Here is a 13,373-nt window from a genome sequence, read left to right on the forward strand (position 1 = left end):
GGCTTCCTGAACGTGCCGAAGATCAAGGGCAACCACACCGCCATGAAGTCGGGCATGCTCGCGGCGGAAGCGGTGTTCGAGCACCTGACCGGCGGCGGCAACGGCGCTGAAGTGACGGAGTACCCCGAGCGCCTGAAGCAGTCCTGGCTGTGGAGCGAACTGCACAAGGTGCGCAACATCCGCCCGGGCTTCCGCTGGGGCTTGTGGGGCGGCATCGTCAACGGGGCGGTGGACACCTACCTGTTCGGCGGCAAGGCGCCGTGGACGCTGCACCACCAGCACCCCGACCACGCCACGCTGAAGAAGGCCGGCGAGACGCCGACGATCGCCTACCCCAAGCCGGACGGCAAGGTCAGCTTCGACCGGCTGTCCTCGGTGTACCTGTCGAACACCAACCACGAGGAAGACCAGCCGGCGCACCTCACGCTGAAGGACCCGGAGACGCCGATTCGGGTCAACCTGGCGCTCTACGACGCGCCGGAGACGCGCTACTGCCCGGCCGGGGTGTACGAGGTCGTCCGCAACGAGGACGGCACCAACCCGCGCCTGCAGATCAACGCGCAGAACTGCGTGCACTGCAAGACCTGCGACATCAAGGACCCCACCCAGAACATCAACTGGGTCGTCCCGGAGGGCGGCGGCGGCCCGAACTATCCGGGCATGTAGAAGCCGTAGAAAGCAAAACGTGGAAAACAAAAGCCCTCCCCCGGACGAACCGGGGGAGGGCTTTTTCTTTAAGCGCTTAAAGCGGATTGCGATCCGCTTTGGACCGCGACCGCGGTCCCGGCCGCATGTGCGGCCGAAGCCCGGCCGGCACATGAGGCCATATGAATCTAAAGCGGATGAAAATCCGCTTTAGTGGCTCGACGCGGCCGCCGCGCCGATGCCGGTCTGCGAGCGGACGTACTGGTCGTCGTAGGAGGCGATCTCCGCCCTGGCGCGGGCGCTGCCGTCCAGCTTGGAGACGACGATGGTCACCAGGAACGCCAGCGACATGGAGAACAGCGCCGGGTGCTCGTACGGGAAGATCGGGGTGTCGTAGCCGATCACCGCAACCCACACCGTCTTCGACAGGATGACCAGCGTCACCGCCGACACCAGGCCGGTGAGGCCGCCCCACAGCGCGCCCTTGGTGGTCAGGCCCTTCCAGTACATCGACAGGATCAGCACCGGGAAGTTCGCCGAGGCCGCGATGCCGAAGGTCAGGCCGACCAGGAAGGCGACGTTCTGCTTCTCGAACAGGATGCCCAGCACCACGCCGACGACGCCCAGCACCAGCGACGAGGCCTTGGACACGCGCATCTCCTGCGCCTCGGTCGCCGTGCCCTTGCAGATGACTCGGGCGTACAGGTCGTGCGCGATCGACGAGGCGCCGGCCAGCGCCAGACCGGCCACCACCGCCAGGATGGTGGCGAAGGCCACCGCCGACATGAAGCCGAGCAGCAGGTCGCCGCCCATCGCCTGGGCCAGGTGCATGATCGGCATGTTGTTGCCGCCGATCAGCTTGCCGCCGACCACGCCGCCCTCGAAGAACTTCGGGTCGGTGCCGACGACGGAGATCGCCGCCATGCCGAGGATGGCGACCACCAGGAAGAAGGCTCCGATCAGGCCCGACGCCACGAACACGCTCTTGCGCGCTTCCTTGGCGTTCGGAACGGTGAAGAAGCGCATCATGATGTGCGGCAGCGCCGAGGTGCCGAACACCAGACCCAGCGACATCGACACCGTCGACACCGGGTCGGCCAGCAGCGCGCCCGGACCCATGATCTTCACGCCGGCCTTGTGCGCGGCCGTCGCGCTCGAGGCGATGGACTCCAGGCTGAAGCCGAACTTCGTCAGCGTCAGCAGCAGCAGCAGCAGGCCGCCGCCCAGCATCAGGCAGGCCTTGATGATCTGCACCCAGGTGGTGGCGATCATGCCGCCGAAGGTGACGTAGATCACCATCAGCACGCCCACCAGCACCACGGCCACCGCGTAGTCCAGACCGAACAGCAGCTTGATGAGCTGGCCGGCGCCGACCATCTGCACCACCAGATAGCAGCACACCACGGTCAGCGAGCCCATCGCGGCGAAGGTGCGCACCTTGGACTGGTCGAGACGGTAGGAGGCGATGTCGGCGAAGGTGAAGCGGCCCAGGTTGCGCAGGCGCTCCGCCATCAGGAACAGGATGATCGGCCAGCCGACGAAGAAGCTGACGATGTAGGCCACGCCGTCGAAGCCGGTGAGGTACACCATGCTCGACAGGCCGAGCAGCGTCGCCGCCGACATGTAGTCGCCGGCGATGGCGAGGCCGTTCTGGACGCCGGAGATGCCGCCGCCCGCCGTGTAGAAGTCCGACGCCGTGCGCGTGCGCTTGGCCGCCCAGTAGGTGATGACCAGCGTCAGGCCGACGAACGCCACGAACATGGCGATGGCGGTCGGGTTGATCGCCTGCTTGGCGGTGGCGCCCATGTCGCCGGCCGCCAGCGCCGGACCGGCGGCCAGCAGGGCCGCCGTCAGCGCAGCCAGGAATGCCTTGCTCATCGCTCGCTCTCCGCCACGATCTCGTTGTTGAGGTCTTCGAACTCGCCGTTGGCGAAGTGTGAGTAGACGCCGGTCAGCAGCCAGGAGATGACGATGATGACGGCAGAGATCGGGAACCCGACGGAGATGGCCGATCCCTGCGCGATGGGCGTGCGCAGCGCGTCCGGCGCGAAGGCGACGGCCATCATCAGCGCGTAGTAGGCAACCAGCACGATCAGCGACAGGACCAGCGCCAGCCGGCCGCGCTTCCTGACCAGTTCTTGGAATTTCGGGTTCCGGCGGACCCGTTCATACACGGGGTTCGACATGTTTCCTCCAGACGTTGGCGGTCTTTTCGTTTCTGTCCCCAATGACGGGGGTCTGGGTCCATCCGCTAGCCGAACAGTGTTGCCCAAATTTCTCGGGAATATGACGAATTGTTGCAGCGTGATTTCAGCAACAATCTCTCGATTCACGGTTGAGCGGGCGCCGGGAAGCTGGAACTATAAGGACCTTTCTGCCCTTCGCGCCGGTAGCACAGCACCATGGTCCGCTCGCGTCTGTTTCTTCGGCTGTTCTCGGCGATTTTGTTGACGCTCGGGCTGTTCTCGTCGGCGGTCTACGTCTTCTCGGTCCCGCTGATCGAGGAAAAGGCTTACGAGATCGAGCGCGACGCCAGCCGCACCATCCTCGACAACGTGTTCGAACTGGTCAGCCGCATCCGCGTCGGGCTGGAGGAACAGCGCACCATCACCATCGAGTCCTACAAGACGCGCCTGCGCGACATCGTCTCCCTCGCCGTCGGCTACATCGACCACGTCCACGCCCGCGCCGACCGCGGCGAGATCTCGCGGGACGAGGCGCAGCGGCTGGTGGCCGAGGGGTTGCGCGCGCTGCGCTACGGCAACGAAGACTACATCTGGGTGATCGATTACAATTCAGTGATCCTGTCCCACCCCTCGGACGACTTCCAGGGCCGCGACGCGTCGGATTTGCGGGACAGCACGGGCAACCACATCCTGCCGACCATCATCGCCACCGCCCGGCGCGAGGGCGAGGGTTTCCACACCTACCCGTGGTGGCGCCCCAACGGCGACGAGCACGCCCCCAAGATCAGCTATTTCCGCGACCTGCCGCAGCGGGGGATCATCGTCGGCACCGGCGCCTATCTGGCCGACGTGGACGCCGAGGTCGAACGCCGCAAGGCCGAGGCCATCGAGGACCTGCGCGAAGCCCTGCGCAAGCTGCGCATCGCGCGGACCGGCTATCTGTACATCTTCGATTCGGCCGACCGGATGATCATCCATCCCAACGCCAACATCGAGAAAACCATCTTCGGCACCCTGCCCAACCCCATCACCGGCAAGCCCATCGGCGAAGAACTGCGCGGCGCCGCGGCCAGCGGCGAACCGCTGACCTACCTGTGGGACAAGCCCGACGATCCCGGCAACTACGCCTATGAAAAGATCAGCTGGGTCCGCCACTTCGAAGGGTTCGACTGGTACATCGCCTCGTCGGTCTATGTGGAGGAGCTGCGCCGCTCGTCGGTCGTGCTCGGCAACCGCATCCTCGTCATCGCGGTGACGCTGATGCTGGCGGGCGGCGTGCTCGGCTACGTCGCGGTGCGGCGGCTGGTGCACCCGCTGCACCAGCTGGCCGAAACCGCCGCCCGCGTCCGCTCCGGCGACCTGAACGCCGAGACCGGCATCGTGCGCGACGACGAGATCGGCCTGCTGGCGACCGCCTTCGACGGCATGGTCGGGCGCGTGCGCAACGACATCGCCACGCTGGACAGCCGCGTGCGCGAGCGCACCGCCGCCCTGGAGGACGTCAACACCCGGCTGCGCGAGGCGATGGCCAGCCAGAACACCGCCCGCCGCGCCCTGGCCGAGGCCGAGGCGCGCCAGCGCGTGATCCTCGACGCCATCCCCGCCTCCATCGCCGGACTGGACCGCGACGAGCGCCTGACCTTCGCCAACCGGCGCTGGGCCGAACTGGTCGGGCGCGCCAAGGCCGCGGTGATCGGCCAGGATCTCGTATCCATTGTCGGCCGCCGCGCGCACGAGGCGCTCGCCCCGCACATGGACCGCTGCCGCGCCGGGGAGGAGGTGACGTTCGAATACAGCCTGCCCCGCAACGGCCGCACGCTGGTCACCAAGACCACGCTGGTCCCCCACCGCGGCGAGGATGGCGCCGTCTCCGGCCTGTTCGTGCTGACGCTGGACGTCACCGACGAAAAGCAGACCGAACGCCAGCTGATCGAGGCCCAGCGCCTGAAGGCGGTCGGCCAGCTGTCCGGCGGGCTGGCCCACGACTTCAACAATCTGCTGTCGATCATCATCGGCAATCTGTCGGCGGCGCGCGACCGCTATGCCGGGGTCGAGGGGCTGGACACCTATCTGGAGCCGGCCCAGCGCGCCGGCCGGCGCGGGGCGGACATCACCGGGCGCCTGCTCGCCTTCTCGCGCCAGCAGCCCTTGAAGCCGGAACCCACCGAGCTGTGCGGCCTGCTGCGCGACATGGCCGTGCTGCTGCGCCGGTCCTTCCCCAGCTCCATCGAGATCGTCGTCCCGGACGAGGACCAGCAATGCTGGACCATCGCCGACCAGACGCAGCTGGAGAACGCGCTGGTCAATCTGGCGATCAACGCCCGCGACGCCATGCCCGACGGCGGCCGGCTGGACATCGCGGTCGGCGTCCGCACGGTGGCCTGCACGGGGGCCGACACCCTGCAATTCGACGAGCCGGTGCGCCCCGACGATTACCTGGAAATCCGCGTGACCGACACCGGCACCGGCTTCACGCCGGAGGCGCTGGTCCGCGCGGTCGAGCCCTTCTTCACCACCAAGACGCTGGGCTCGGGCCTCGGCCTGTCCATGGTCTACGGCTTCGTCAAGCAGTCGCGCGGCTATTTCCACATCGACAGCCAGCCCGGCCACGGCACCGCCGTCACCCTGCTGCTGCCGCGCGCCGAGCCGGCGGCCCTCCTGCTGCCCGAAGCCGCCGCCCCGCCTTTGCCCGACACGCTCGACAGCGGATGGCAGGGCCGGCTGGCCCTGGTGGCGGAGGACAACGACGACGTCCGCCAGGTGATGCGCCAGCAGCTCGTGGAACTCGGCTTCTCCGTGGTGGAGGCGTCGGGCGGCGACGAGGCGGCGGAACTGGTCGAGCAGATCGACAGCCTGTCGCTGCTGGTCTCCGACATCGTCATGCCCGGCCTGTCCGGGATCGAGCTGGCCCGCCGCGCCCGCATCCTGCGCCCGTCCATGCCGGTGGTTCTCGTCAGCGGTTTTTCAGTCGAGTATGGCGAGGTGGCCCCCGACACGGTCATACTGCGCAAACCATGGGACAAGCGGGACCTGGTGGCGGCCATCGGCCGCGCCGCCGAACCCGCGAGCGCATAAGCGCATGGAGCCGGGGGAAACGCGCGTGGCACAGAAGAAGCGGATCTATCTCATCGAGGACGACGCCGACATCCGAACCCTGGTGACGGGCGTGCTGGAGAGCTATGGCTACGAGGTGTCGTCCTGGGCGAGCGGGCGGGAGGCGCGCCACGCGATCCACCGCCACGCGCCGGACCTCTGCATCATCGACCTCGGCCTGCCGGACATGGACGGGCTGACGCTGGTGCGGGAGTTGTGGGAGGACGTGCGTTTCGGCGTCATCATCCTGTCCGGGCGCGGCGGCACGTCCGACCGCGTGCTGGGGCTGGAACTCGGGGCCGACGACTACATCGCCAAACCCTTCGAGCCGCGCGAGCTGGTCGCCCGCGTCAACAGCGCCATCCGGCGGCGCGAGCAGTTGACCGCAGCGGCGGCCACCACGGAAACCGGTCAGGCGCGCTTCGGCGAATGGGTGTTCGACCTGGGCGACCTGACGCTGACCGCCGACGACGGCCGGCAGGACAGCCTGACCGCGGCCGAGGCGTCCCTGCTGCTGACCCTGCTGCGGGCGCCCAAGCGCGTGCTGTCACGCGAGCATCTGCAAGGCCCTGACCTGGACCGCGACGATTTCTCCTACGACCGCAGCATCGACGTCCGCGTGTCCCGCATCCGCAAGAAGATCGAGGACGACCCGCGCACGCCCCGGCTGATCAAGACAGTCTACGGCGCCGGCTACCTGTTCGCGGGCGACGTGGTGTGGCTGCGGTAGGACGGCAGGAGTTCGTAGGTTGGGCCAAGCGCCAGCGCGGCCCAACCTACAAAGGAACGGCACACCTGCTCTTGGCGGGCAATTTTCTATAGGATTAAATTCCTCGTCAGCAAACCGCGTCCACACGATGGTGAGCGAGTGAGACGGCCGGCGCATGAATGCTTCCATGATCGGCCGGCCGTATCACCCTCCCGCACATTGCTGCGCAATATGCTGCCGGGTTTGAACCGAAGGCGCTTGATGGAAGACATCAAGCGCCTTCGGTATGAGACGCCCCATCGATTCGTGTCTCACAGCGTCTGTTCGACGCCGACCGGATGCGACGCTCCATCGAATCGCGTTGCATAGCGTTGCATCCAGTGCTGGCATCGCCGGTTGTCCGGAGCCGCGCTTACAGAATCACGCTTGCCACGCATGCCGTGGTTACGGATACGCCTCCACGTCATAGGCAATCTTATAGAGTCTTACCTGCCAGACTTGGCCTTAGGCGCAATGGACCCGACGGAATTGTGGCTTTACCGTTGAAGAGACAAACAACAAAACCAGCAGGCCCACAATGGCGAGAATGCTGACAAGCCCGACCGGCCGTGAGAGCCCCTTCGCTGAAAATGAAATTATTGTAACAAAGACGGATACGAAGGGGCTTATCACCTACGCAAATGAAACATTTCTGCGGGTATCGCACTTCAACATTAGCGACGTCTTGGGAAAGCCGCACAACATCATCCGCCATCCGGACATGCCGCGCTGCATCTTCAAGATGTTGTGGGACACGCTGAAGAGCGGGGGGGAGATGTTCGCCTACGTCGTCAACATGGCGAGCAACGGCGATCACTACTGGGTCCTTGCGCACGTGACACCGAGTTTCGACACCCATGGGCAGGTGGTCGGCTACCACTCCATGCGCCGCAAGCCGGGGACGGCGCAGGTCGAGGCCGCCCGCGCGCTCTACCGCACTTTGCTGGAGGAGGAGCGCGCCGCCGCCGACCACGCCGTGGGCATGCAGCGCTCCCACGACCGTCTGGTTTCCACCCTGCGCAGCAAGGGAGTCGGCTATGATGAATTTGTCTTCTCTCTCTAAGGCGCTGCTGCTCACCTCAGCGGTTACCGCGGTGGTGGCCGCCGATACCGTGCTGCCGTGGCTGGTCGAGACCGGCACCGCCGGGCGGCTGGCCGGACACGTCGCCATGCTGGCGCTGCTCGCCGGGGTGGTGTTCGAGCTGGTGCGCACGGCGCGCGTGGTGGGCCGCACGGCGGACATCTGCGTGGCGGCGGCCGGCGGCGACCTGGAGGTGCGCATCCTGACAGTGCCGGAGCCGGGCGACATCGGCCGCCTCCAGCGCAGCGTCAACAACCTGCTGGACATCACCGACGCCTTCGTGCGCGAGGCCCGCGGCTCGGCGCACCATGTCAGCGAGGGCAAGTACTTCCGCAAGGTGCTGCTGCAAGGGTTGCCGGGCAGCTTCGGCAACGCCGCGCGCACGCTGAACGAGGCGACCGCCCGCACGGAGGCGCAGGTCGCGGAGTTCGCCACCTACACCAGCGCGTTCGAGGCGAGCATCGGCACCGTGGTCAGCGGCGTGACGAGCGCGGCCGGCGATATGCGCTCCAGCGCCGAGACCATGTCGCGCACCGCCAGCGAAACCAACGAGCAGGCGGTCACCGTCGCCGCGGCCGGCGAGCAGGCCTCGGCCAACGTGCAGACCGTGGCGACCGCCGCCGAGGAACTGTCGTGCTCCATCGGCGAGATCAGCCGGCAGATCGCGCTGTCCTCGGCCATCGCCCGCAACGGCGTCGATCGCGCCGAGCGCGCCAACGAGACCGTGCGCGGCCTGACCGACGCGGCGCAGAGGGTCGGCGATGTGGTGCGGCTGATCAACGACATCGCGCACCAGACCAACCTGCTGGCACTCAACGCCACCATCGAGGCGATGCGGGCCGGCGAGGCGGGCAAGGGCTTCGCGGTGGTCGCCACCGAGGTGAAGACGCTGGCCAGCCAGACCGCGCAGGCCACCAAATCCATCGGCGAGCAGATCGCGGCGATCCAGCAGGCCACCGGCGAGGCGGTCGGCGCCATCGGCGAGATCGGCAGCGCCATCCTGGAGATGAGCGGCATCGCCGGCGCCATCGCCTCGGCGGTGGAGGAACAGGCGGCGGCCTCCCACGAGATCGCCCGCAACGTCCAGCAGGCGGCACAAGGCACCGAGGAAGTCTCCGCCCGCATCGCCTGCGTCCGCCAGGCGGCCGGCGAGGCGGGGATGACCGCCGATCAGGTGTTCTCGGCGGCGTCCGCGCTGTCGCAGCAGGCCGACCGCCTACGCACCGATGTGGACCGCTTCCTGCAAAAGGCCCGGCGGGCGTGACGGTCGCACAACGAAGAAGGGGCGCCTCGCGGCGCCCCTGTTCGTTTCACCCTGTCGGCCGTCAGCGGGTCTGCTGGATCGCCGAGAGGATCCAGCGGCCACCCTGGCCACGGACGAAGGTCCACAGCTCGACCGCTTCGGTCGGGCGGTTCGGGTCGCCGTCCACCACGCGGCCGGTGGCGCGGTCCACCGTCACGTCGATCAGCGCGAAGCGCATGGCGACCGTCGCGTACTCGGTGCTCCCCTCGCGCCACGCCTCGGACAGGTCGCCCTGCAACAGGCGGACGCCGGACACCTTGTTGACCACGCCGCGGCTGGTGTTGGCAGCCAACTCCTCGGAGAAGTAGGACAGCATCTCCGGCGTCACGATGGCGCGCAGCGCCGCCAGATCCTCGTTGCTGTAGGCCGTCTGCACCGCGCCCAGCAGGCGCTCGAACTCGGTGAAGTCCGCCGGGGCGACGCCCAGCTCGTCACGCGGACGCGGCGCGGCGGAGGCACCGCCCCCCAGCGCGCCGCCAAGCCCACCCAGCGGACCGCCCGGAGGCGGGCCGTCGCGGCGCAGCGGCTCGCCCGGACCGGCGTAGGCCGGGCTGGCGGCATTGCGGTTGCGGAAGAACCGCACCGCCAGACGCACCAGGAAGACGATCAGGACGATCTGGAGGATGAAGCCGAGGATGCCGGAGAAGCTCCCCAGGCCGTTGAAGAAGCCGCCGCCGAACAGCATGCTGCCGATGCCGGCGCCGATCAGGCCGCCCATCAGGCCGGACATGAAGCCGCCACCGCCGAACAGGCCGCGCGACGGCGCCGGAGCCGGCGCGCCCATGGGCGCGGAGGGGCGCGGCGCGGTCGGCTGGGCCATCGACCGCTCCATGGGGGCGGCGGTGCTCGGCGCGGTGTTGGTGGTGGCGGGCGGCGTGTAGGTGCGCGTGCCGCGGCTGCCGCTGGAGGAGGAGCTGCCGGCGCGGGCGTCGGCGCCGCTGGCCGACAGGGCGACGGCCAGGGCCACCACGATGGCGGCGAAGGCACGGGTGCGTCGGGAACGGGTGTCGTGGGTCATGGCTCGTTCGTCGTTGGCCTCGCGGATCGCGGGACGTCGCATATATGGGGAGACCCCGCTGCCGTTTTAGAGGGGGGACCGCTCCTTGTCACCCGCTCAACAAATATGCAGGCAAATCCTGCTCAAACCATACGGATACCGTGCTGGCGCAGGAGGTTGTAGAGCGTCGGCCGGCTGACCTCCAGCAACCGCGCCGCCGCCGACAGATTGCCGTCGACGCGCGCCAGCGCGTCCAGCACGGCGCGGCGCTCCGCCTCGTCGCGCACCGCGCGCAGCGTCGGCGGCGCCTCGTCCGCCGTCAGCCGGCGGCCTTCCAGCTCAAGCCCGTACCGGTGGTAGGCGCGCTCGATCACCACGGCCAACTCGCCCAGGTCGGGACCGCGGCGGACCACGTCGTGCGCCCCCAGCGCCACGGCGCGCGCCGCCGCACCGCGGTCGCCGGTTCCGTCGAGCATGATGACCTTGGTGGCCGGCGCCTCGGCCAGGATGCCGCCCAGCGCCGCCAGCCCCTCCCCCGCCGCACCCAGCGCCGGACCGCAGCGCGTCGTCAGCGCCAGCGACACCGCAGCGATCGGCGGACGGTGCGCCTTCACCACCTGCAAGGCACTGCCGCGGTCGGTGGTGACGACGATGCGCCACGAGCGCAACGTGTCGCACAGCCTTCGCCCGAGCCCGGAATCGTCATCGACGAGAAGCAGCGTGCGCAGGGTCATGGCCCCCCTTGGTCCGGTCCGGTGGACGGTGCGGCGTGGGCGCCAGAATCGCCAGGATGGCGCCCGCTGTCCAAGGCGCGTTGGCATGACGCGGTGCGCAATTACGGCAAATTCTTGTTATCGAAGGGGGTGCAGGCACCTGATACAAAGGCGGGCAACGCATCAAGAAACCACACCGGAGGACACCCATGCCGTTGACCAAGGGATACAAGGATCTGCTGACCGAGGCGAACGCCCGAATCGAAACGGTGACGCCGGAGCAGGCGCGCGCCTGGTTCGACGCTGCCGATCCGAACGTGGTGTTCGTCGACATCCGCGATCCGCGCGAGCTTCAGCGGGACGGCATGATCCCCGGCGCGCTGCACGCGCCGCGCGGCATGCTGGAGTTCTGGGTCGATCCCGAGAGCCCCTACCACAAGCCGGTGTTCGCGTCGGGCAAGCGGCTCGTCTTCTATTGCGCCAGCGGCTGGCGCTCGGCGCTCGCCACGGACACGCTACGCGCCATGGGACTGGAGCCGATCTGCCACCTGGGCGGCGGCTTCAAGGCGTGGAAGGAGGCCGGCAATCCCATCGGCGAGCCGCCGCACAAGGACAAGTAGACCTCATGACGGATGCGAGCCACCCGTCGCACGGCGGGTGGCGTCGCGTTCGGCTGCGTGGATGGCGGCGGCCAGCAGGCGCTCGAAGTCGCGTTCGGCGACCACCGAGAACAGGTCGATGCGGAAGCTGCCTTGCAGCGTCTGGCGCAGGCGTTTGGCCCGCTCGGCCGGCGTCATGACCACCCCTCTCGTCCACTCGCAGACGAGGCCGAGGGTACGCGACGGATCACCGCGGGCAACGGCGTGAGCGGCGTAGCCCGTGCGGGCGTGGCGGGCGAGGATGGGGAAATGGTGACCCCGGCTGGACTCGAACCAGCTGCCTACGGTTTAGGAAACCGTCGCTCTATCCAGATGAGCTACGGGGCCGCCACCGCCGAAGATAGCCAGTTCCGACGCGGAAGCCAACCAGTAGAGTGGACCGGCGCGTCGGCTCCGGCCCGCCGTTTCGGCTGGGCAAGCGGGTGCCAGTGGGTATACTGCGCCGATGTCCCGCATGCTGTTCCTTCGCGACATCCAGGTCGACATCCAGATGCGCTGCCGCGACTGCGGGCACGAAGGGGTGCTCTCGCGCGCGGATCTGGAACGGCGCTTCGGGCCCAACTACCCGGTCCTGTCCATCGCCCCGCACTACCGCTGCTCGCGCTGCGACTCCAAGGCCGTGGACAGCCGCCCGATGCAGGAGGCCGGCCTGTCCTTCGCCAGCGCCGCCCCGGAGCCGGAAGAGGATTTCGGTGGTGCCCTGGGGGCGCTCCAGGGGTTGTTGCAGGCGGTGCGCGGCGAGTCGCGCGACCAGTCGCGCGACCGCGACGAAGTCCAGGACCTGATGGACGACGACCTGCTCGACACCATGGTCGAGGAGGAGCCGGACGCCGCCGACAGCCCGCTCGAACGCACCCTCGCCGCCTTGCGCGGCGTTTCGGACGACGGGCACGACGAACCGGACGAGCCGGCCCGCGAGGACGAAGACCGGCGCGCGGCGGAGATCGACGCGTTCGACGAGCTGATGGCCAAGCTGACGCCCGCCCACGCTTACGAGGACGACGAGGAACCGGCCCCCGCCCCCGAGCCGCCGCCCCGCACGCCAAGGGGGGCTGCACCGGACGATTCACCGCTGGACGAGACGCTGGCCGCCTTACGCGCCCTGACCTCCGCGCCAGAGGACGAGGACGAAGAGGACCAGGAGGACGATGTCCAGGACGACGGTCTCGGCGACACCGAGGACGACGTGCCGGACGACCTGGACGACATCCCCGACGAGGAAATCGTCTCCTTCGCCATCCGCGACCCCGACGCATGGGCCGAGCCGGAACCGGAGCTGGAGGACGAACCGGAGCTGGAGGACGAACCGGAGCTGGAGGACGAACCGGAACCGGAGGATGAACCGTTTCCCGTCCCGTTCCGCCGCCCGCCGCCGCAGCCGGGCTCGCTCGACGAGAGCTTGGCGGCCTTGCGCGCGCTGGTCGAAAAGGCCGCCGCGGACGAGCCGGAACCGGCCCCCGCCAAGCCCCCCGCCCCCGCCAAAGAGCCCGAGCCCGAAGAACCGGAAGTCGAGCGCCCCCCTGTCAAAACGGCGCAGGAAAAGTCGCTGGAAGAAACGCTGGCGCAGCTGCGCGGCATGCTCGACCTCGACAACACCTCGGACGACGAGGGCGAACCGGTCATCAAGCCGCGCCGGCGTTAGATCAGTTTTCTGAAAGGACTGAACGTTTCCCTTTCCGTCATCCCCGCGCAGGCTCTCAGCGGGTCCACAGGACCCGCCTGCCGCCAGCGCTGGCTGCGCCCGCGCGAGAGGCGGGGATCCAGGGCCTCGCGCTAAGTTCATTCTCTGGGAGCATGGATCCCCGCCTGCGCGGGGATGACGGTATGAGAGGAGCCCGGATGAAACACAATGAAACGCTATGAAACACGATTCGATGGTGCGTCTCATTCCGCTCGACGCCGTGCGGACACGCCTTTCCCAACGAGGACTTTCATCCTAAAACGGTTG

12 protein-coding genes and 1 tRNA gene are annotated in these 13,373 nt (G+C 68.2%); 7 read left to right on the plus strand and 6 right to left on the minus strand.

The features are described 5' to 3' along the window. A partial coding sequence (locus tag ACSVDD_RS28350) for an electron transfer flavoprotein-ubiquinone oxidoreductase (RefSeq protein WP_448192779.1) occupies window positions 1-666 on the plus strand: 666 nt, incomplete at its 5' end. Between the two features lie 189 nt (window positions 667-855). On the opposite strand, the gene actP is transcribed toward ACSVDD_RS28350, so the two are convergent. Both actP and ACSVDD_RS28360 read right to left on the minus strand, forming a co-directional pair. Next, window positions 856-2,523: a cation/acetate symporter ActP gene (gene actP, locus ACSVDD_RS28355; RefSeq protein ID WP_448192780.1), complete on the minus strand. Its 1,668-nt coding sequence runs from the start codon at window positions 2,521-2,523 to the stop codon at window positions 856-858. Further along, window positions 2,520-2,831 (minus strand): DUF485 domain-containing protein, encoded by a 312-nt coding sequence (locus ACSVDD_RS28360; RefSeq protein ID WP_448192781.1) that lies wholly within the window; start codon window positions 2,829-2,831, stop codon window positions 2,520-2,522. Before ACSVDD_RS28360 ends, actP begins: the two co-directional genes overlap by 4 nt. Before the next feature lie 216 nt (window positions 2,832-3,047). On the opposite strand from ACSVDD_RS28360, the gene ACSVDD_RS28365 reads away from it, so the two are divergent. The 4 genes from ACSVDD_RS28365 to ACSVDD_RS28380 all read left to right on the plus strand — a co-directional run bounded on the left by ACSVDD_RS28365 (window position 3,048) and on the right by ACSVDD_RS28380 (window position 9,017). Next, window positions 3,048-5,906 (plus strand): cache domain-containing protein, encoded by a 2,859-nt coding sequence (locus ACSVDD_RS28365; protein ID WP_448192782.1) that lies wholly within the window; start codon window positions 3,048-3,050, stop codon window positions 5,904-5,906. Window positions 5,907-5,931: 25 nt separating this feature from the next. Beyond that, entirely contained in the window at window positions 5,932-6,654 is a 723-nt protein-coding gene (locus tag ACSVDD_RS28370; protein WP_448192783.1) for a response regulator transcription factor, read from the plus strand. Window positions 6,655-7,210: 556 nt separating this feature from the next. Then, complete coding sequence (locus ACSVDD_RS28375; RefSeq protein WP_448192784.1) at window positions 7,211-7,735, plus strand: PAS domain-containing protein; 525 nt, start codon at window positions 7,211-7,213, stop codon at window positions 7,733-7,735. Then, on the plus strand, window positions 7,713-9,017 hold the full coding sequence (locus tag ACSVDD_RS28380) for a methyl-accepting chemotaxis protein (RefSeq protein WP_448192785.1): 1,305 nt from the start codon (window positions 7,713-7,715) through the stop codon (window positions 9,015-9,017). The genes ACSVDD_RS28375 and ACSVDD_RS28380 overlap by 23 nt, the downstream gene beginning before the upstream one ends. 61 nt (window positions 9,018-9,078) lie before the next feature. On the opposite strand, the gene ACSVDD_RS28385 is transcribed toward ACSVDD_RS28380, so the two are convergent. Both ACSVDD_RS28385 and ACSVDD_RS28390 read right to left on the minus strand, forming a co-directional pair. Beyond that, entirely contained in the window at window positions 9,079-10,074 is a 996-nt protein-coding gene (locus tag ACSVDD_RS28385) for a Tim44 domain-containing protein (RefSeq protein WP_448192786.1), read from the minus strand. Between the two features lie 122 nt (window positions 10,075-10,196). After that, window positions 10,197-10,787, minus strand: coding sequence for a helix-turn-helix domain-containing protein (locus tag ACSVDD_RS28390; protein ID WP_448192787.1), 591 nt, complete (start codon window positions 10,785-10,787; stop codon window positions 10,197-10,199). A gap of 188 nt (window positions 10,788-10,975) precedes the next feature. Here ACSVDD_RS28390 and ACSVDD_RS28395 point away from each other — a divergent pair, with 188 nt between their 5' ends. Further along, window positions 10,976-11,386 carry a rhodanese-like domain-containing protein gene (locus ACSVDD_RS28395; protein ID WP_448192788.1) on the plus strand — a complete coding sequence of 137 codons (411 nt, stop codon included), beginning with the start codon at window positions 10,976-10,978 and terminating at the stop codon, window positions 11,384-11,386. A 3-nt stretch (window positions 11,387-11,389) separates the two neighbouring features. On the opposite strand, the gene ACSVDD_RS28400 is transcribed toward ACSVDD_RS28395, so the two are convergent. Both ACSVDD_RS28400 and ACSVDD_RS28405 read right to left on the minus strand, forming a co-directional pair. Continuing rightward, entirely contained in the window at window positions 11,390-11,563 is a 174-nt protein-coding gene (locus ACSVDD_RS28400) for a hypothetical protein (protein WP_448192789.1), read from the minus strand. 112 nt (window positions 11,564-11,675) lie between these two features. Further along, window positions 11,676-11,752, minus strand: a tRNA-Arg gene (locus tag ACSVDD_RS28405). 127 nt (window positions 11,753-11,879) lie between these two features. Here ACSVDD_RS28405 and ACSVDD_RS28410 point away from each other — a divergent pair. Continuing rightward, entirely contained in the window at window positions 11,880-13,067 is a 1,188-nt protein-coding gene (locus ACSVDD_RS28410; RefSeq protein ID WP_448192790.1) for a hypothetical protein, read from the plus strand. The last annotated feature ends 306 nt before the right edge of the window (window positions 13,068-13,373 follow it).

Source organism: Azospirillum terrae, from assembly GCF_053470425.1.